This is a genomic window from Mycoplasmopsis glycophila (genome assembly GCF_900660605.1).
GTDB classification, from domain to species: domain Bacteria; phylum Bacillota_I; class Bacilli_A; order Mycoplasmatales; family Metamycoplasmataceae; genus Mycoplasmopsis; species Mycoplasmopsis glycophila.
This window is the reverse complement of sequence record NZ_LR215024.1, coordinates 913,191-935,652: the sequence shown is the minus strand read 5'-3', so window position 1 is coordinate 935,652 and position 22,462 is coordinate 913,191. Positions and strand designations below refer to the sequence as shown.

The following is a 22,462-nucleotide window of genomic DNA, read 5'->3' as shown; positions in this document are numbered from 1 at the left end:
TTAATTTAATTTTATCAATTTTTAACAATTAAAACGAAAATAACAAAAGCAAAAGGGAAATTAGAAATAAAACCAACAATCTTTTTGAATTTATCATATTTATATTTTTTATAAAATAATGTAAAATATGTTTAATTAAATTAACAAATCATAATTTAAATTATTTTTTATACAAAAATACAAAACACTCAAAATATTTAAAAGTAAAGGAATAAAATGCGTAAAGTAGTTAGATTAAAAAATAAATTACGTGCTGAAAAAAGAGCAAAAAAACTTGCTAAAGAAACAGCTAGAGACAAAAGAAGAGCAGAAAGAGCTGCTGCTGAGTAATTTAATCAAAATAATCAAACACTTAATAAGTCCAACTTGGTTTTATTAAGTGTTATTTTTATATGTTTGATAAAAATTCTTCAATTTATCTTTTTTATCAAGTTAACTAATTTAAAAAATAAAAACGAAAGGTAATAGAATTTACAATATGAGCATTTATAAGTTAAAAGCCGATTATGAGCCTTCAGGAGACCAACCAAGTGCTATTAAACAGCTAGTTGAAAATATTAAAGAAGGCGTGAGTGAACAAGTTCTTTTAGGAGTTACTGGAAGTGGAAAAACTTTTACAATTGCAAACGTTATTAAAAATTTTGATCGTCCAGTAATTGTTTTATCACACAACAAAACACTTGCTAGCCAACTTTATTCGGAATTAAAGTCATTTTTCCCTGAAAATGCTGTTGAATATTTTATTAGTTACTTTGATTATTTTAGGCCTGAATCATATCTTCCTTCAACAGATACATATATCGAAAAAGACTCAAAAACTAATGAACAAATTGAAATCTTGAGGTTGAGTGCATTAAATTCATTAATGACTCGTAAAGATGTTATTGTTGTTGCTAGTGTTAGTGCAATTTATGGTGCTTTAAATCCTGAAGTTTATAAAGATGCGTTTTTTAGGTTTTATAAAAGTCAAAAGATTTCAATTCAGGAATTCAATTATGCTTTAATCAATTCGCAATATACACGTAATGATGTAGATCTTAAACCAAGTACTTTTAGTATTAAAGGTGATGTTGTTTTAATCCACCCTGCAGATAAGGAAGATTTAGCAATTCGAGTTAGTTTTTTCGGTGACGAAATTGAAGAAATTGCATTAATTGATCCATTAACTAAAAATGTTCGTGAAAAAGTCAATATTTATACTTTATCACCAGGTAGTGAATATGCAACAGATAAAAATGTTTATCAACAAATTGCTCCAATGATTTTAGATGAACTTAATAAAGCAATAGCCAACTTTAATAAAGAAGGTAAACTTTTAGAAAGTACAAGATTAAATCAAAGAACTAAAAATGATATTGATGACATGTTAGAGTTTGGCCATTGCAAGGGAATTGAAAATTATTCAATGTACTTAGATCAAAGAACTTTTGGAGAAAGACCCTTTACAATTTTGGATTTCTTCCCGAAAGATTCGCTCATGTTTATTGATGAATCACATATGTTTGTTCCTCAATTAAATGCAATGTATAAAGGTGATCGATCAAGAAAAGAAGCGCTTGTCAATTATGGTTTTCGTTTACCTAGTGCGCTTGAAAATAGACCACTCAAATTTGAAGAATGAGAAACAGAGTTTAATTTTCAAAAAATTTATATTTCTGCAACACCTGGGGATTATGAGCTAGAAAAAACAGATCAAGTTATCCCGCTTTATGTGCGTCCAACTGGTTTAATTGATCCTGAAATAGTTATCAAGCCTACCAAAAACCAAGTTGAAGATATTTATGACACAATCATTAAACAACGCGAAACAGGCGAAAAAACAATTATTTTAACAGTTACGAAAAGAATGGCCGAGGAGCTTTCGACATTCCTGATTGAAAAAGGAGTTAGAGCAGCTTATATCCACTCTGAACACAATACTTTTGTTCGTAATGAAATATTAAGAAAATTAAGAAGCGGAATTTATGAAGTTGTTGTCGGAATTAATTTATTAAGAGAAGGAATTGACTTGCCTGAAGTTTCTAAAGTAATTATTTTAGATGCTGATAAAGAAAGCTTTATGCGTAACGCACGCAGTTTAATCCAAATTGTTGGACGTGCAGCCAGAAACGCGAACGGACAAGCAATTTTATATGCTGATAAAATAACCAAAAGTATGCAAATTTGTATCGATGATAATGCTAAAAAAAGAGAATTACAAATTAAATACAACAAAGAAAATAATATAGTTCCTAAAACTATTATCAAACCTATTCCAGAACCAATTCACGGGCACGACATTATGAATGCAGTGGAACTACTTCTTTCTAAATCACAAGAAGGAAAAAATATCAAAAATAAAGATAGCAAAAAATCAAAAGATGAAATTATTAAACAAGTTAAAGAACAAATGAATCAAGCCGCGAAAGAGCTCGATTACGAAAGAGCAATTGAATTAAGAGATATTCTTTTAGAATTACAAAAAAACAATTAGAAAGAGCGATATGTATATTAAATACGAAGATATAAAAAACAATAACGATGGTATTAACAGTTACACAACAGATCCTTATTCAATCCATCAAATTTTGATTCAAATTATCAAAAACACACTTAAAGATCAAATAAATATAGATTTATATAACACACTTATTCAAAACAACTATTCTAGCGCTTCAACTTATCAGCTTGTTTTAGATCAATACGCATTAAATCTTGGCTTGCTACTTCAAAAGCATAGTTATCTAGGCTCTAATGTAAAAATTAAATTAGAATGACAAAAGTTTCAAAAAAGCAGCGATCAAAATGAAGTGATTAGTGTTATGAAAGAGCTTTTTCAATTATTTAATTTAAAAGGGAGAACCAAAGATATTTTAGTTTTTGTAGAAGATTTTAATTTGTTTAATAACGAGCAGCTCGAAACAATTTCGAAAATGAATTTTTTAATTGAACCAGTTAATGGTTGTGACTTACCATCTTAAAAAGGAGAATTTATGTCTAAAAATAATGACTTTTTAGCAATTCAAGGTGCAAGAGAAAATAATTTAAAAAACATTTCTCTAACAATTCCTAAAAATAAACTAGTTGTCTTTACAGGTCTTAGTGGTAGTGGTAAAAGTTCTCTTGCTTTTAATACTATCTATGAAGAAGGAAGAAGAAGATATGTTGATTCTTTAAGTTCTTATGCAAGAATGTTTTTAGGCGGAACTAAAAAACCAGATGTCGATAAAATTGATGGATTAAGTCCTGCAATTAGCATTGAACAAAAAACAGTGCATAATAACCCTCGTTCAACAGTAGGGACTATTACTGAAATTTATGATTATTTAAGATTACTTTTTACAAGAATTGGTAAAGCTTACTGTCCAAAACATAATATTGAAATTTCTTCACAAACAACAAAAGATATTTTAAAGTCAATTTATCAATTTCCACTTAATAGCAAATTGATAATTTATGCGCCAATTGTTGAGGCGCAAAAAGGTACTCATGCAAACCTTATTTCAAAAATTAAAAGTGAAGGGTACTTAAGAGCTAAAATCGATGGTAACATTTATGTTTTAGATGATGTGATCGAGCTTGATAAAAATATTAAACACGATATCGATTTAATTATTGATCGTATTGTTTTAACACCTGAAAATGAAAAGAGAATTGTTGAAGCTATTGATATTGCAGCAGGTTTAACAAACGGTTTAGTAAAAATTGAAAATATAGATACTGAAGAAGTTAGAAGTTTTTCAAAAACTTATGCTTGTGTTTATAAAGATTACAGTTTATCAAAAATTGAAACTCGTTTATTCTCATTTAACTCACCACAAGGGATGTGTGAACACTGTAAGGGTCTTGGAACAGAATATAAAGCCGATTTTGACTTAATTGCTCCTGAAAAATGAAGAAGCATTAATGAAGGTGCTATTAAATATTTTGAAAACACGGTAAATACTTCAAACATTGAATGACAAAGGTTTGCTGCACTATTGAATCATTACAAAATTAATCCAAACTTACCAATTGAAGAACTCACTGAAAAAGAGCTTAATATTATCAAATACGGTTCAAACGAAAAAATAGAATATGATGTTCAAACAGAAAATAATACATATCGTATGGACAAAGAAATTGAAGGGATTGTTACTAAAATAGAGCGTCTTTATTTCGAAACTTCAAGTGACAAAAGAAGAGAATATCTTGGTAAATATATGAATCCTGTTGATTGTACAGTATGTAAGGGAGCGAGATTAAAAGACACTGCTCTTTCAATCAGAGTTGATAACATTAATATTTTCGAATTTACCCAAAAATCAATTGCAGACGCTTTAATTTTTACCAAAAATTTAGTTGATAAAATTGATGATAATGAAAAACAAATTTCGAATTTAATTACTAAAGAAATTATTGATCGACTTTCATTTTTACAAAATGTTGGTTTAGATTATTTATCACTCGAAAGAACAGCCGAAACTTTAAGTGGTGGAGAAGCGCAAAGAATCAGATTAGCAACTCAAATTGGTTCAAACCTTTCGGGAATATTATATGTGCTTGATGAGCCTTCAATTGGTTTACATCAAAAAGATAATGCTAAATTAATTGAAGCGCTAAAGAAAATGGTTGATTTAGGTAACACTTTAATCGTTGTTGAGCACGACGAAGATACTATGTATGCAGCGGATTACATTGTTGATATCGGGCCAAAAGCGGGTGCACATGGTGGTGAAGTTGTAGCACAAGGAACACTTGATGATATTGCTAAAAATCCAAACTCAATTACAGGTAAGTATTTATCAGGTGAATTAGCAATCCCTGTGCCAGATATTCGTCGTTCAGGTAATGGTAATTCAATTATCATTAAAGGCGCTAAAGAAAACAACTTAAAAAATATTAATGTGAAAATCCCGCTTGGAATGTTTGTTGCTGTGACTGGAGTTTCAGGAAGTGGTAAAAGTACCTTGATTAATGATATTTTAGTTAAAGGGATTCAACAAATGCTTGGTTTAGCTGATGGTTTAAATCATAAAAAAGCTAAATTTGACACAATCCAAGGCTTAAAAAACATCGATAAGGTTGTGCCTGTTTCTCAAAGTCCAATTGGACGTACTCCAAGAAGTAACCCAGCAACATATACTGGTGTTTTTGATGATATTCGTGATATTTTCGCGAACGTTTATGAAGCTCGTACACGTGGTTATACAAAAAGTCGTTTTAGTTTCAATGTTCCTGGTGGAAGATGCGAAAAATGTTCAGGTGATGGTTTCTTAAAAATCGAAATGCACTTTTTACCTGATGTTTATGTAACTTGTGATGAGTGTGATGGAAAAAGATACAATAGAGAAACTTTAGATATTAAATATCATGGTAAAGACATTTCGGATGTACTTAATATGACAATCGAAGAAGCAATTGAATTTTTTGAAAACAAAAAGAAAATCCTTGAAAAATTACAAATTTTAAGTGATGTAGGTTTAGACTATATCAAATTAGGTCAAATGTCAACTACTTTAAGTGGCGGAGAAGCGCAAAGAATTAAATTAGCTACCTACTTACAAAAGAAAGCTACTGGAAAAACAATTTACGTGTTAGATGAACCAACAACAGGTTTACATATCCATGATATTGCTAAATTACTTAAAATTATTAACAATATCGTTGAAAACGGAGACACAGTTTTAGTTATCGAACATAATTTAGATATGATTAAATCTGCTGATTACATCATTGATTTAGGGCCTGATGGCGGAGCTAATGGTGGAAAAGTTGTTGTAGCTGGAACTCCTGAAGAAGTTGTTAACTTCGGAGTAGGTTATACAGCTGAATATCTCAAAAAAGTGCTTTAATTTATTTTTTAAAGGCTGTTTTTTAAAAAAATAGAAAAAGATATAATTAAATAAATAATTTCAGCAATTATTTAGTCTAGGAGATTTATGTCAAGAAGAACTCATGATAAAATTAATGTTTTAAAAATTATTCACTTTTTTGATTTAAATATTGTCAATGCTGATAATCCAAATATCGAATATAACGACATACATGAACCAGCAATTAAAAGAGTTGGTTTGGAATTAAGTGAACATATTCGCACAGATCGTATTTCTTATAATGTTATTTCTTGAGGAACAAGCGAGTCAATGTGATTTGCTCAAATTGGAAAAGAAAGAACAGTGAATGCATTAGAACATGTTATTAGTCAAAAGCCGCCAATTATTATTTTGTCTAAAGGGGTAAATAAACCTGCTCTTTCATGAATTATTGAAGTTGCTAACAAGTACAATGTTCCTGTTGCATTAACCAAAACTAATTCTTCTGTTATTTCAACTGTAATTGGTTCTTACTTAAATGACTTTTTTGCAGAAGAAACTCAAGTACATGGAACACTTGTCTTAATTGGTGGAACTGGAGTTTTAATTACAGGAGCAAGTGGAGTTGGTAAATCAGAAGCTGCACTTGAATTAATTCAAAAAGGACATATTTTAATAGCTGATGATGCTGTTATGATCAAAGATAGTGGAAACTCATTTATTGGTAGATCGCCTAAAATGATTCGAAACTTACTAGAAGTAAGGGGGATTGGGTTAATTGATGTGAAATATACTTATGGAATTTCATCTGTTGCCAAATCTTCAATTATTGATCTTGTGGTCGAACTTGTTCAACAAGATAAACAAAATGAATTAGACCGTTTGGGAACTGAGATTTTAAAATATCCAATTTTAGGAAGATATATTCGTAAAATCAAGGTGCCGATTAAGCAAGGGGGTTCAGCAGCCGCTTTAATTGAAGTAGCAGTTAGTGCTTATCTTGCTTGAAAAGAAGGAAAAAGCGTTCTTGATGAAATAGAAAAAAGAAGACAAGAAGGAGAAGACGATGAATTTTAATTTACCATCTTATGTTCCTGATTTTGCAATTGCAGAAGGAACGCCGACCACATTATTTCAAATTGGTAATTGGTCAATGAATGTTTATTCATTAGCGATTATGTTAGGTTTCCTTTGCTCAATTTTAAGCATTGTGTTCTTTTGAAAAAGAGAAAAATATCCAATTGAAATTTTACTTTCACTTATCATTATCACTGTGCCAACCTCAATAATCGGTTCAAGATTAGCTTTCATTATCGAACAAGCTATTTATGGCGGAGATTTATCAGAGTGATATGCAATATGAAAAGGTGGATTAAGTATTCAAGGTGGAATCATCTTAACAATAATTGCTGATTTAACATACTTATATTTCAAACGTTCAATCATAGATATGAGAAAAGCAGCTAGTTTAATTATTCCTACTATCTTAATTGGACAAGTTGCCGGAAGATGAGGAAACTATTCAAACCACGAGGTTTATGGAAAAATCGATTGAACAGGTGCTTCTTCACTTATTTTTGGAAAATCATTTGCTTCAAACATGTTTATTAGTGACGATTATTCTGAACTTCTTGGACTTAAAGGAGCTTATAGATACCCACTCTTCCTTTACGAAGGAATTGCAAACTTAATTGGATACTTAATAATCGTTTGAGTATTTAATCTTTTTTGAGTATTTAAACCAGGAGCCACTTCAGGTTTATATCTAGTTTGATACGGAATTGTTCGTCAAGCGATGGAACCATTAAGACAAGAAAGTTATGATTTTTATAAATATTTAGCTCTTATCTTTATTATTATTGGTACTTTAGTGTTTGTTTACTATCAATTCTTTGGACTAGTAAAATACAAATTAATTTGCACAAAAGAAGATTCAAAATTTAAATTTATTTATCGCAATTATGAATATGCAAATCAAGAAGAATACTTATCACACGTAGAAACTTCTTCTTTAAAATATTTATATTACAAATTAAAAACTAGATAATTCTAGTTTTTAATTTTATACAGTTGGAGGAAAATATGCAAAATGAAAAATGAGACACAATAATTATTGGTGGTGGTCCTGCAGGTCTTAATGCTGCCCTTTATGCTTCTCGTGCAAACTTAAAAGTATTATTTATTGAAAAAGGAGCACCAGGAGGAAAATTATCAACAACTAGCAAAGTTGAAAACTGAATTGGCACTCCAATGATTGAAGGGTGACAAATTGCACTTGATTTCTTTGAGCACGCCAAAAAATATGGTGCTGTCTACAAATATGGAACAGTTATAAATGTAACTAGCAACGATAAATACGATTTTGAAGTTGAATTAGCTAGTGGCGAAAAACTTCACTCAAAAACAGTTCTAGTTGCAACTGGAATGGAAAATAGAGTTCCAACCTTTATTAAAAATATTGATCGCTACATGCACGCTGGAGTTAGTTTTTGTGCTATTTGTGATGGTCCACTTTACAAAGGTCGCCCTACGCTTGTTTTGGGGGCAGGAAATTCAGCTGTTGAAGAATCAATTTATCTTTCAAGCATCGCTACTGAAGTTAATTTAGTAATCAAAGATGATTTCTTTACTGCAGAACAAAGACTTGTAGATGAACTTCTTAAATTACCAAATGTTAAAGTATACAAACAAAGCAAGATTTTAGAAATTGGTGGAGAAGGCCAATTAGAATGAGCTTTAATTGAAGATAAAGATGGACAAACATCTAAAATTGAAGTTGCTTCTTTCTTCCCTTATATTGGAATGGAGCCTAAAGCTCAATTTATTGAAAAACTTGGTGTACTTGATCATAAAGGCTTTATTCAAACTAACGAAAATATGGAAACCAAAGTGCCTGGACTTTTTGCTGCAGGAGATATTCGCGAAAAGGAAATTCGTCAAATTGTTACAGCCGCAAGCGATGGAAGCATAGCAGCCAAAAGAATTACCGATATTGCTAATACTTTAAAATAATTTAAAAAACACCTTGCTATTTGCAGGGTAAACTGGGACACGAAAAGTGGACAAAAAGTTTAATTTGCTAAAACACCTCAACACTCTTGAGGTGTTTTTCAATTTAATACTGATTGAATTCTTTCGTTGTTGTATCAAAACACAAAATCATCAATCAATGATTTTAATTCATTAAAAGTTATTTTTGTAATGTCGATTAATTTTAAACATTCTGATTTTAAAATCGAAAAGAAATATTCTGCTTCTCTATTATCTAAAGAATTTCCAACTCTACCCATTGATACAACACCATTGTTTTTCTGAATTAAATCTACATAAGTTTTTGAAGAATATTGGAAACCATGATCAGAATGAGCTATTCATTTTTTGTCCATTTTGATTTTAGACATATGTTCCATTACTAGTTCTAAATCATTTCTTTTTGAAAGATTATAATTAACAACAAATTTGCTTTTGTGATCAATCGCAACAGATAAAAATACAAAATTGTTTAAGCAATCTTTTGGTGCAGAAATATAAGTAACATCAGTGGCAATTATTTGGTTTGTCTCTCCGTGATAATCACGATTAACAAGATCTATAAATTTTACGTTTGTGTTCTTTTGTTCTCTGTCTATTTTCTTTCTTCTGATTAAACAAAATAAGTTTAATCTTCTCATCGCTCTACCAATAGTCCTATAATTTAGATCTATTTGGAATTTTGTTCTAATATAACTTTCCAATCTTTTTCTACCAAACAAACCCTTATTTTTCTTAAATGACTTAATTATTAATTCATCATATTTAGTATTTACAGATTTTTTTCTTGTTTGCTGATCTTTAGTTTTTAGATTGTGAATTGTTGACTTAGATTTATTAAAGCATAGGCCCAATTTTCTTGTAGAAAGTGAAGATTTCTTAATTTTAGAAATATCAACTTCAATATTATTTCTATCAAAAGAGTCTTTATAAATTTCTAAAATTTCAATCAATTGTTCCTTAGGCATTTTTTCTCATTCCTTTTTTACAATTTCAATAGGAGTAATTTTTTGCCTTTTTGGTCTACCTGACCCTTTACCTTTTTTAGATGATTTACCTGTTTGCGATTCTATATTTATCATTCCTAAATTATATCTGTTATACTTGAAGACAAAATATTTTTTAGCCTCATTGAATTTTCTATCAAAAAAACTAAAACCTCTGATTGAATAATATTTAAGTTCAAAATCATTTTTTGATATCAAATTATTTTTGTAATCTTCGTAACTAGCGAATAGTTCTAATCATTGATGTGCCTTTAATTGTCTCATAATACCTCCTAAATATATAAAAACACGAAATATGGTTGTGTCCATATTTCGTGTCCTAGTTTAGGGTGTTTTAATTTTCTAATCAAGTTTTCAAGGCATAAAAATTAATTTAGCAGACACTTTTTTTCTTGTTTTTTCCTTGATTTTTCTAATCTTAATAAAACTATTTAGAAGAATCGAAAGCAGAACAAGACTAAAGATAAAAGTAAGATAAAGAGCATGAATTCAGTAATATTTGTAATATGCATAGTAGAAATACATTTTTAACACTTGTGCATCAATAACCATTAAAACAATATACACAACTGTAAGAAAGATAAAAATAAAGTAGTTATTAGCAACTTTATTTGACATTGCTTTTGCAAAATCCTCATTGTCATAAAAAATTGAAATAAGTTGTTGTTTTAATAAACTTTCAAATCAAAAAGGAAGGATCAAACTTCAGAAAATACCATAGAAATTCTCTGGACTTTTTGATTTATTAATCACAAGTAAAGTGATCAGTAAAATTTCTTTGATTACAAATAAAAATAAAGCAAGTACAAAAATAGTTGTTATAACTTGATAATATGCTCCAGATTGTTTAATGACATTCAAAGTTCCAATTTCTAATTGAATATGATGTAAAAAGAAGGTATAAAAAACACCGAAAAAGCATAAAAACAATGCTAAAGAATCGAATAATTGCATAATATTTAAAAAACGCAAATTCGTTTTATACAAATTATTATTAAAAATTTTATATAAGTGTCTCATGGAATTATTATAATTCTTTTTTATCTTTTTGTGCTTTAAAAATAATATAATAAAGCATATGAAAAGAATACATAGATTGATTATTTTAACCACACTTGCAAGTTCGGGAATAATAATTGTTCCATCAATTGTTTTGGGCGTTTTGTCAAATAAAAGAAGAGTTAAAAAACAAAATGAATTAAATCAAAATAGCCAAAACGACGCAATAAATTATGATTTAGATCAAGAATTAAGTTCTACTACTAATATTTTAGAATTACAAGATCAAGCAGACATAAATTTATATTTTTCGACATATGGTATTATGCCTTTCTTTAATTTGGTTAGATTAGCAATGCTTTCAAAATCCGAAGTACATTTTCTTTATACTTCAAAATTACTTTTTCAAAAACCACTTAATAAAGACTATTTTGAAGATTTTCTTAAAAATGTTAGAAAATTACCTGAAAATCTAGATTCCGAGAGAGCACAAGAAAAATACAATAAATCTACAATTAAAGATCTCGATTCTCTTTCAGATGAAAAAGCTGTGGAATATTTTGAAAAAATTATTGCTAGTAATCCAGATAAAAAAATTAATCTTTTTGTTAATTCAGACCACTTTAAAGATGAGATTGGTTATGCTAATTTGGTTCATAAATATCCTAATGTTGCTATCGTTGGATTAGAAGATTCTTTATGGACAGGTCAATGAGTTTCTCAAAAATATGTTCCTGCAATTTATGATCTTTATTTAGATCCTAAAACTGGAGAACCTATTGAAGATGCTCCTAAATATTTTGATAAATTGAGTCAATATTTAATTACCAATTTTTATCCTAATATAGTTAGTTATTTTTCAGAATATGATGCAGTGCAAAATTTAACAACAAAGAAAATTAGAAATATTAAACCATTCTTTGAAAAAGAAATAGATGAGAAAACAGGAAAAACAGTTTCTCCAAAAGAAATTAAAGATTTTATTTTCAGTACTAGAGATAGAAATAATAAAAGATTATTTACACATTGAGGTAAAATAATTGGTCTTGATTGAGAAAAAGAACGTGAAATAGTAAAAGATGATCATAACAAAAATAATAAACCATCGATTATAATTATCGGAACAAGTTATGATTCTGATATCGAAAGAGTAATTTATGTAGCGTCAAAATATGCGGATGAATACAATATTTATTATAAAGGACACCCTGGTCACAATTATAATGCTACTTATATTAATGAAAAATTATCACCTGAAAATGTTGGAAGTAAAATCGTTTTTAATAATCCAGCAACTGGTCAAAATGATACTTGAATAATTAAAGAAAATCAAATTGTAAGAGCATTAGAAACACAAATAGCATCAGAAGAATTAACAACCGATCATGTTCTTGATGAGAACCCTTTAAGATTTGAAAAATGAGTTTTACTAACTTTTGGAACAAACGCAATTAGTGGAATCGATAATGGTTATAATGTACCAGATGATGTTTTGGAAATTTTTCTTGATAATGAATTAAGACCAATTAGTCAAGGAGATAATCTTTATGATGAATACATTAAAAAACTTATTACAGATTATATAGCTCCTAAATCTCTTGAAATAATAAGAAAAGAAGAATCTAAAAACAAACCGTTTAATGATTTAACTGTAGAAGATTTTGTTTTTCAAAAGAATGCTAGTGCAGAAAAAGAAAGATTTTTCTTCAAAAATATTAATATTAACAAAATACTTGTATCAGAACTTAATGATAGTGGAACAGCTTGAGAGATTACTTTTGAAATTCGGGCTCGTTCTAGTGTAAAGGAATCGGATAAAATTTATACATTCACTAGAAAAATAGAAATCCCTTTAACTGAAACTAGATAAAGATCAGATAACTATTCCGAGTTTCAAATATACATTGAATTCTTTGATTTAATTCCAACTAGCTTTGTGCTGGTTGGTTTTTTTATTTAAAATAAAACAAATGATTTAACATTAGGTTCAAAAGAGTATCATACAACTAGATTTGAATGGTTTATACCTAAAAAATAAAAAAACACAGAGCAATAGCTCTGCATTTTGTGTTTGAATAAGTTTTTAAATTATTTAATAATTTTTGTAACTGATCCAGCACCAACTGTACGTCCACCTTCACGGATAGAGAATTTTGTTCCCTCTTCAACGGCGATTGGAGCGATAAGTTTAACTTTAAGGTTAACGTTTTCTCCTGGCATAACCATTTCACGTCCAGCTTCAAATTCAACTCCACCTGTTACGTCTGTTGTACGGAAGTAGAATTGAGGTTTATAGTTTTTGAAGAATGGTGTGTGACGTCCACCTTCTTCTTTTTTAAGTACATAGATAGCAGCTTCGAATTCTGTGTGAGGAACGATTGATCCTGGTTTAGCTAAAACTTGTCCACGTTCAACTTCTTCACGGTTTACTCCACGAAGTAATAATCCAGCGTTATCTCCAGCCATAGCTTCTTTAAGGTTTTTACGGAACATTTCGATTCCTGTAACAACTGTTTTTTTAGTAGGTTTTAATCCAACGATTTCAACTTCATCGTTTAATTTTAATGTTCCACGCTCTACACGACCTGTAGCAACTGTTCCACGTCCTGTAATTGTGAAAACGTCCTCAACAGCCATTAAGAATGGTTTGTCGAATTCTTTAACTGGTGTTTCAATGTATGAATCAACAGCGTCCATAAGTTCCATAATTTTAGCTTCGTATTTTTCATCACCTTCAAGTGCTTTAAGAGCTGATCCACGAATAATTGGAGCGTTATCTCCGTCAAATCCGTATTCTGAAAGAAGTCCACGAATTTCCATTTCAACAAGTTCGATCATTTCTTCTTCACCTTCAAGCATGTCGCATTTGTTTAAGAATACAACCATACGAGGAACTCCAACTTGTTTTGAAAGAAGAATGTGTTCACGTGTTTGAGGCATAGGTCCATCTGTTGCAGCAACAACTAAGATAGCTCCGTCCATTTGAGCAGCCCCTGTAATCATGTTTTTAACGTAGTCAGCGTGACCTGGACAGTCTACGTGTGCGTAGTGTCTTTTTTCTGTTTGATATTCGATGTGTGATGTGTTAATTGTTATCCCACGTGCTTTTTCTTCTGGTGCATTATCGATAGAAGCATAATCACGAGCTTCTGATAATCCTTTTTTAGCTAATGTTGTAGCAATAGCAGCTGTTAATGTAGTTTTACCGTGGTCAACGTGTCCAATAGTACCAACGTTAACGTGTTCTTTACTACGGTCAAAATCTAATTTTGCCATTTTTATCCTTTCTTACTAATTAATATAGTTTTACTTTTTTAAAATTTTTAAAATATAAATAATAAATTATCTATTTTTAGTTCTAGCGCTAAAACCAACCATAGCCTAGTCTTTCATCTAGGTCCTGTCCATTGATAATTAGCAATAGAATTTTACCAAATTATTTACTAATTAAAATATTTGAAATATGCTTATCTGTGCGCTATTTGTAAAATAAAAATTCTTTATTATTTTTAATATACGTATATTTTACCACAAAAACAATATTTAAGAATTACGCTTTTTGTTTTGTTATTCTTATTTTAGAAAGATAAAAATGTGGAAAAATAATTCAAAATTTACCTATTTAGCACACTTTATTTTTGAAAAAATAGAAAAATGGGATAATAAAAATACATATTAAAAGATGTTATTTTTAATGTGTTGCTAATTGTAAAATTAGCGAATTGGTTTAATTTAACATTTTAACTTTAAAAATAAAAAGGACATAAAATTTATGAATAAAAAAGAATTTAGCACAAAAGAATATTTAGATAAAGTTCATGCATGATGAAGAGCTGCAAACTACTTATCAGTTGGACAAATCTACTTAAGAAATAACCCACTTTTAAAAGGTGGACTTAAAGCTGAAGACGTAAAAATGTATCCTATTGGACACTGAGGAACAATTCCAGGTCAAAACTTAATTTATGCACACTTAAACCGTGTTATTAATAAATATGATTTAGATATGTTCTATATCGAAGGACCAGGACATGGTGGACAAGTTATGATTTCTAACTCTTATTTAGATGGAAGTTATACAGAATTATTCCCTGAAATCACAAAAGATGAAGAAGGGTTAAAAAGAATGTTCAAAAGATTCTCATTCCCAGGTGGAACAGCTAGCCACGCTGCTCCTAAAACACCAGGATCAATCCACGAAGGGGGAGAATTAGGATATTCATTATCACACGCAACAGGAGCAATTTTAGATAACCCTAATATTATTGCTGCTACAGTTATCGGTGATGGTGAATCAGAAACAGGACCTTTAGCTGCTGGATGGTTTGCTACATCATTCATTAACCCAGTTAATGATGGAGCGGTTTTACCAATTTTACACATTAACGGTGGAAAAATTTCTAACCCTACAATTATGTGCCGTAAAACAGATGAAGAAATTAGAAGCATGCTTTACGGATACGGATGAGAAGCTATTTTTGTAGAAGCTGACGTTCATGATCAAGTTGGAATTCACGCACAAATGGCTGAAAAATTCGATGAAGCTATTGAAAAAATTCTTAAAATTCAAGAAGAAGCTAGAAAAAAACCAGCTGAAGAAGCTACAAGACCTTTATGACCAGCACTTATTGTTAGAACACCAAAAGGATGAACATGTCCACACAAAATTGATGGTCTTACATATGAAGGAAGCTTTAGATCACACCAAGTTCCATTACCTGTAACATCAGAAAAACCAGCAATGCTTGAAGATCTAGAAAAATGATTATTATCATACAAACCAGAAGAGTTATTTAATGAAGATGGAAGCTTTAAAGCTGAACTTGCAGAAATCGCTCCAAAAGGATTAAAACGTATGGGTGTTGCACCTATTACAAACGGTGGAGTTGATCCAAAACCATTAGATTTACCAAAATGAGAAAAATTCGCACTTGATATTAAAAAACCAGGTGAAATTAAAGATCAAGATATGGTTAATGCTGGAAAATACTACGCTGAAGTAATTAAAATGAACCCAACAAACTTCCGTGCATTTGGACCAGATGAAACTAAATCAAACAGATTATTTGATGTTTTAAAAGTAACAAACCGTCAATGAATGGAAAAAGTTGATCCTGAATTAGATGAAGCTATCGGACCAGTAGGTAGATTAATCGACTCACAACTTTCAGAACACCAAGCAGAAGGAATTTTAGAAGGATACGTTCTTACAGGACGTCACGGATTCTTCGCATCATACGAATCATTCTTAAGAGTTGTTGACTCAATGTTAACACAACACATGAAATGAGTTGCTAAAGCAAGAAAAGTGCACTGAAGAAATGACTATCCATCACTTAACGTTATTGCTACTTCAACAGCATTCCAACAAGACCACAACGGATATACACACCAAGATCCAGGTCTTTTAGGACATTTAGCAGATAAAAAACCTGAATTAATTCGTGAATACCTTCCAGCTGATACAAACACTCTTTTAGCTGTTTTAGAAAAAACATTAAAAGAAAGAGATGTTATTAACTTAATCGTTGCTTCAAAACAACCAAGAGAACAATGATTTAACAAAGAAGAAGCTGCTGAATTAGTTGAAAAAGGATTAAAAGTTATTGATTGAGCATCAACATGTTCAGCAAACGAAGAACCTGATTTAGTACTTGTTTCATCAGGAACAGAACCTACATTAGAATTATTAGCTACAGCAGAATACCTTCATAACCAATACCCATCACTTAAATTCAGATTTGTAAACGTAGTTGATTTATTAAGATTACGTCACCCAAGTTTAGACCCACGTGGACTTTCAGATGAAGAATTTGATGCAATCTTTACAAAAGATAAACCTGTTGTATTTGCATTCCACGGATACGAAGGATTATTAAGAGACATTTTCTTCTCACGTCACAACCACAACTTACACGCACATGGATATAGAGAAAATGGTGATATTACAACTTCATTTGATATTCGTTTAATGAGTGATATGGATAGATACCACATGTCACAAACAGCAGCAAAAGCTGTTTATGGAGACAAAGCAAATGACTTTGTTAAATTAATGGAAGATAAAGTTGCATACCACAAACAATACATTCAAGAAGTTGGAATTGACGAAGATGAAGTTAGATTCTGACAATGAAAAGGATTAAATAAATAATTAAATCCTTATAAACCAATAGAAGGTGCAAAAGCGCTTTCTATTTTTTTATTTATGAAAAAAATTAGGTTATAATATTAACCATTTAAAATTAATATAAAATTAATTATATAAGCCAACTAACTTAAGTTCAACTTTATAAAATTTCATAATTAAGGAAAACATGAGAAAAAATAATAAATTAAAACTTTTACTTGTATCTCTTTCAGCACTAGGTTCTTTCTTTGTGACTGCTTCTACTAATGAAACATACGAAAACATCCAGCCACTTACTAGTGAAACAGCACAAAAAATTTACGCTGGCGAAATTTCAATGGCTGATGGATATTACGATTCATCGCTTATTAAAACATCTATTTTAAATCCAGATGGTGATGATGATGAGGATGGTCTTTTAAATAAAGAGGAAGTCTACACCTACGAAAAAGACAGTAAATTATACTATGGACTAAATTCACACCCTCACCTAGCTGATACTGATGGAGACGGAATCACAGATGATCAAGATACACATAAATTAAGTTGAGATTTAAGTGACAGAGATATGCTCTTTTTTCAAGAGTTAGCTTACCGTAATAAATCTGTTCTTTTTTACATGTTTAACAATGATAATTTTCTTGATTTTAAAGACAATGTTCAGCAAGCACTTAATCTTGAAAAACAGGGCAAATATAGTGGAGAAAATCAACGTTTTATGCTAAATGCATATACAAATATGCAATATGAATTTTCAAGATATTGACAACCTGTTTATAGTTTTGATGAATCAAATGGTTACCAAGCAACTTGATTTACTAATCAAAGTGATTTCCCTTTTATTGAAAGTCAAACTCTCAATGTTCTTGCGATAGCTGGTACCAATAATCCTAATGATTTTGATGATGATATAGATTTAGCAGCAGGAGCAAAACGTCCTTCACAGCTTTCAGATAATATAAATAAAGCAACATGATATTGACAAGATTGAAACATAAGAAAAAAATTCTTCAATCCAAGTGACCCTAAATTTAATTCGCAAAAAATTAAATGATTAGACCAAAGAGGAAAACCTTCTATAGCCACAGTAGGTCACTCTTTAGGTGGTTATTTAGCAAATGGTTACGCAGCATTACTTCTTGAAAACAAGAAGGATAATTCTTATAGCAATAATTATTTAGGTGCTTGATCTTTTAACGCACCAGCCATTAAAGATTCATCATTAGCAAATTACGTTAATACATGAATTAGAGAAGGCAAATCGCATAATTTTGTAACTGCACAAGATAATATGCCTAGTCATTTTTCAAACGCTATTACAGTTGGAGATGGTGGCCACACCAATAAATCTTTCTTTAAAAAACCAATTGTAGATAAGTATTTTGTAAATGGTATTAGAAAAGGTTCAGAAACAATTCTAAATCCGCAACCACAGCTTAAAGATTTAGCTTTAGCAAAGCAGATCTTATCTGTTAATTACATTAGAAATAATTCGACTTTAAAAAGTTTTGAATCAGTTTTTACTAGCCAAGTTAAATACAAAAACAAAATTCAAGAGAATATTCCTAAAGGATATAAGTTTAAAGATGAGAATGCCTTAAATAATCTTTCTTTATTTAGTCAAAATTTAGAAATTGTACCAATTAATCATAAGATTGTTTACAATTTCACATTTAATGGTAGACCTGTACATACTTTTGATCAAACAGAATTTACTGTTAATGTCGAAACAAATAATTACAAAGTTCCTTCGATTCCACCTTATCCAAGTAGCATTACAAAAAGATATGCTATTAAAGGTTATGATAGCGTCCCTATTGTTACTGATTTTACAAAAGATTCAATCTTTAATTTAGAACTTATCGAAGTTGAAAATAAAGCTACTACTAAAATTACTTTTGTTGATCACGCAACAAACAAGCAAATTGGAGAAAAACTGACTGCAACTACTTATCCTGGTGAAGATATATATTGAGAAAATGCATGAAATGACGTGAATTATAGGTTGTTAGATCCTGAATCTTATCCAACGTGAGGAAAAGAAAATATTATTGATCTAGAACTCATTCCATTTGAACAAAACATCATCTTCAAGATGGATAATAAAGAAATTGGACGTGAACAATTTATCACGAAAGTTACTGATCAATTACATAGTTTTTCACTTCCAAAAAGTAAGCTGCCACATAAACTTTATGAACAAATTAGCATCAATGAGCAAGAAAGAAATAATACTTTTGCTACTTGAGTTGTTAATTTAAGAGAAGTTGACGAGCCTAAACACGAAGTTATAGTTAGACTTCTTGATCCTCTTTCTCGTGATGTTTTAGTAGTGCAAAAATTCCAAAAATGAAGTGATGAGAAAATTACTCAAAGTGAAATAAATTTACCAAATCATTATGAATTTAGTGATAAATCATCTTATGATGCTCTAGAGACACAAGATATTATTTTAAAACGTAAAGAATATACTCTTACTTATCAATTTGTTTTGGAAGGCGAAACAATTAGTACAGATGTAATTGAAACTGAGTATTTAGGTGATTATGAACTGCCAAATGTTCCTAGTTCAAACACAAATGATTTTGTATATCAAACTAAAAATCAACTTCGTAAAATTGAAAATATAGATAAAAATCAAACAATTGTTGTTGAACTTACTAAATTACAACTTCAAACCACAATTAATTATGTTTGAGACGGACATAATGTAGCATCACAAGAGCTACAAAAAGCTCCTTCATATAACATTCAAGTCAGTGATTTATCAGTTCCTGAAAATTACACTCTTGTAAATTCTAATATTGTAAATATTAAAACAGGACAAACAAATAATCTTGAAGTAAATAAAGTGCAAAAAACTGTGTTTGTTTCTTATTTTATTGATCAAACAGAAATTGCAACTCAAAAAATTACAAAAGATTTTGATTATGTGATAACTTCTTCTAGTTTATCTATTCCAACCGGATATTCCTTAAAAAATCCAAACCAAGTGTTTGATATGAATCACAATCATAATATTGATTTAGTTCGTAAGGAATATGTTCTAACTTATGAATTTTGATTTGAAGATCACAAAATTAGTTCAGAGCAAATAACTGTCTCATATGGCAAAGAATACCAACTGCCTCCTCTTCCTTTTTCTAATTTAAATGATTATGGTTATAAAACTTTAAATGAATATAAACCACTAAAAACAGTTGAATCAAATCAAGTTGTTAAAATTTTTCTAATTAAAGACGAATTAGTCACAACAATTAACTATTTTGATCAGGAACAAAATTTAATTCAATCACAACAAATTAACAAAGCACCTAGCTATAAAGTAAAGCACAGTGATTTAGTACTTCCTTTAAATTACCATATAGAAAACCCAAATACATTAGAAATTCATACAGGGCAAATTAATTCGGTTATTTTAAGTAAAAATCTTTTAGAAACACAAATTACACTTAAATATCAAAATAATGCAATTGAAACACGTAGGCTTGAAATACCATTTGATGAGCATCTTTTTGCTAGTTCATTAGTAGCGCCAAAAGGATATGAAATTAAGGATTTAAACTTAATAATTAATGCAGGGCAAAACTACGAAATTGAGTTAAATAAAAAATCATATATTTTGACTTATGAATTTAGATTTAATGACAAGATTATTTCAGTTAATAAAGTTCCTGTGTTATATCATGAATCATATACCTTACCTAGCTTACCAAGTTCAAATTCAAATGATTTTAGCTATAGAACAAAAAATACTTATCAACCAATTTTAAATGTTGAAAAAGATCAAGAAATAATTGTTGATTTAGAAAAAGATCAAGTAGCTACAACAATAGAATACCTTAATGATGCTAATGAAATTTTAGAAACGCAAAAGTTTTGAAAAGCTCCAAATTATCAAATTACAAGCAAGGATTTAAATATTCCAAATGGCTATGCATTAAAAGATCCAAATATTCAAATTACAATTGGACAAAATAATAAAGTTGCTGTTACTAATTTAGTTGCAACAACCACTTTTAATTTCGTAGATAATGAGCAACTAATTAGTTCAATCACCCTTAAACAAGCGCAAAATAGTCAAATTGCATTTTCTAGTTTACAATTACCATTTGGCTATCTTGCAAGAGATCCACAAGAATCATATTTAGCAGGTCAAACATACACAATCAATGTTGAAAAAGAAACATTTACATTAACTTATGAATATTTCTTCGAAAACACAAAGGTAGCCAGTGTTTCTTTAAAAGTTAAATTCCATGAAGAATATAACCTTCCAGAGTTGCCTATATCAACAAGTAATTTATATGATTTTGGATTAGTTGATCCTAACTCATATAAAGCTATAAATAATGTTGAACAAAGTGAAACTTATAGAATTTATTTAGCTAAAAAGCAAGTTGAAACAATTTTTGAATATTATTATAATGACAAAAAATTGGGAACTCAACAATTTTATAGCTCATCAAAATACACTCCTTCTACAAGCGATTTAATTTTACCTGCAGGATATGTTTTAAAAACAAGTGACCTTGTTTTAGAAAGCGGAAAAATAAACCAAATTTTAGTACAAGAAGCTAGTTCTGCTACAACATTTATCTTTAAGTATGAAGATCAAGTTATTAAGACGCAAACGCTTGAAAGAAATAGCAAAAACAAGATCTTATTAACTGAACTTGATGTTCCTAATGGATATGTAATTATCAATCCGCAAAACGAATATGATCCAAAAGCAACATATGAAATTGTCTTAAACAAAAAGCAATTCCATATTACCTACAACTTTTATTATGAAGGTGATTTAATTGCAATTGAAAAAGTTAATGTTCTCTTTGAAGGAACATATGAACTTCCGCCTGTTCCTAACTCAAATTCTGATGAATATCATTACATTCCTATTTCAAACTATGTTGTTTTAGAAAACGTAAATGAAGATCAAATTGTTAATGTGCAATTAGAAAAAAGTACTGATGTTACAACATTAATTTTCGTTTTTGATAACAAAATCTTACATAGACAAAGTATTTCAAAATCCGAATTTAATAATTTTAATAACACAATGTGAGAAATTACTGAACACTACATTGCTACCAACCCTAATATAACCATAATTAAAGGACAAGAGAATATCATTAATTTACAAGAAGAAATGGTTGTTTCGCACATTGTTTTAAGATTTAAAGATAAAATTATTAAGGAAATTACAATTACTCATAAATACAATGAGCCAATTAATCTCGAAGATTTAGATCTTCCTGAAGAATATGTTTTACCAAAAGGGTTAAATTTATACCAATTAGATGGCATATACACCATCGAATTACAAATGAAAAACAACTCTTCTGGAAATTGAAAACCGCTTGTTATTGGTCTTTCTTTAGCAGTTATTTTAATCATTAGTTCTATTATTACAGCGCTAAAAGTAGGAAAAGCGAAAATGCTTTTAATGCTTACAAAAATATGAAAAACAATATCATTTAAAAAATAGAACATTTTCAATTTCTTGCAAATTTTTCACAAAA

12 protein-coding genes are annotated in these 22,462 nt (G+C 29.6%); 9 read left to right on the top strand and 3 right to left on the bottom strand.

Features of this window, described 5'->3' with window-relative positions:
- The first annotated feature begins 478 nt into the window (after window positions 1-478).
- The 6 genes from uvrB (at window position 479) to EXC46_RS03630 (ending at window position 8,786) form a co-directional block, all read left to right on the top strand.
- Complete coding sequence (gene uvrB, locus EXC46_RS03655; protein ID WP_027333888.1) at window positions 479-2,473, top strand: excinuclease ABC subunit UvrB; 1,995 nt, start codon at window positions 479-481, stop codon at window positions 2,471-2,473.
- Window positions 2,474-2,483: 10 nt separating this feature from the next.
- Window positions 2,484-2,960, top strand: a complete 477-nt coding sequence (locus EXC46_RS03650) for a hypothetical protein (protein WP_027333887.1) — start codon at window positions 2,484-2,486, stop codon at window positions 2,958-2,960.
- Window positions 2,961-2,972: 12 nt separating this feature from the next.
- Window positions 2,973-5,813 carry an excinuclease ABC subunit UvrA gene (uvrA, locus tag EXC46_RS03645; protein ID WP_027333886.1) on the top strand — a complete coding sequence of 947 codons (2,841 nt, stop codon included), beginning with the start codon at window positions 2,973-2,975 and terminating at the stop codon, window positions 5,811-5,813.
- 87 nt (window positions 5,814-5,900) lie between these two features.
- Window positions 5,901-6,851, top strand: a complete 951-nt coding sequence (gene hprK, locus EXC46_RS03640; protein WP_129622192.1) for an HPr(Ser) kinase/phosphatase — start codon at window positions 5,901-5,903, stop codon at window positions 6,849-6,851.
- Window positions 6,841-7,821 (top strand): prolipoprotein diacylglyceryl transferase, encoded by a 981-nt coding sequence (gene lgt, locus EXC46_RS03635; protein WP_027333884.1) that lies wholly within the window; start codon window positions 6,841-6,843, stop codon window positions 7,819-7,821. The genes hprK and lgt overlap by 11 nt, the downstream gene beginning before the upstream one ends.
- Before the next feature lie 35 nt (window positions 7,822-7,856).
- Window positions 7,857-8,786, top strand: coding sequence for an NAD(P)/FAD-dependent oxidoreductase (locus EXC46_RS03630; protein ID WP_027333883.1), 930 nt, complete (start codon window positions 7,857-7,859; stop codon window positions 8,784-8,786).
- Window positions 8,787-8,845: 59 nt separating this feature from the next.
- Here the strand turns inward: EXC46_RS03630 and EXC46_RS03625 are convergent, their stop codons facing one another.
- Both EXC46_RS03625 and EXC46_RS03620 read right to left on the bottom strand, forming a co-directional pair.
- Window positions 8,846-10,075, bottom strand: a complete 1,230-nt coding sequence (locus tag EXC46_RS03625; RefSeq protein ID WP_165005584.1) for an IS3 family transposase — start codon at window positions 10,073-10,075, stop codon at window positions 8,846-8,848.
- A gap of 78 nt (window positions 10,076-10,153) precedes the next feature.
- A complete protein-coding gene (locus EXC46_RS03620; RefSeq protein ID WP_027333869.1) occupies window positions 10,154-10,765 on the bottom strand; it encodes a hypothetical protein in 612 nt (203 codons plus the stop codon).
- Window positions 10,766-10,889: 124 nt separating this feature from the next.
- Between EXC46_RS03620 and EXC46_RS03615 the strand changes: the two genes are divergently transcribed.
- A complete protein-coding gene (locus EXC46_RS03615; RefSeq protein ID WP_129622191.1) occupies window positions 10,890-12,680 on the top strand; it encodes a hypothetical protein in 1,791 nt (596 codons plus the stop codon).
- Window positions 12,681-12,898: 218 nt separating this feature from the next.
- Here the strand turns inward: EXC46_RS03615 and tuf are convergent, their stop codons facing one another.
- Window positions 12,899-14,086 carry an elongation factor Tu gene (gene tuf, locus EXC46_RS03610; protein ID WP_027333868.1) on the bottom strand — a complete coding sequence of 396 codons (1,188 nt, stop codon included), beginning with the start codon at window positions 14,084-14,086 and terminating at the stop codon, window positions 12,899-12,901.
- Window positions 14,087-14,582: 496 nt separating this feature from the next.
- Between tuf and EXC46_RS03605 the strand changes: the two genes are divergently transcribed.
- Both EXC46_RS03605 and EXC46_RS03600 read left to right on the top strand, forming a co-directional pair.
- Complete coding sequence (locus tag EXC46_RS03605) at window positions 14,583-16,964, top strand: phosphoketolase family protein (RefSeq protein WP_027333867.1); 2,382 nt, start codon at window positions 14,583-14,585, stop codon at window positions 16,962-16,964.
- A gap of 163 nt (window positions 16,965-17,127) precedes the next feature.
- Complete coding sequence (locus EXC46_RS03600; protein ID WP_027333866.1) at window positions 17,128-22,428, top strand: lipase family protein; 5,301 nt, start codon at window positions 17,128-17,130, stop codon at window positions 22,426-22,428.
- Window positions 22,429-22,462 lie beyond the last annotated feature (34 nt).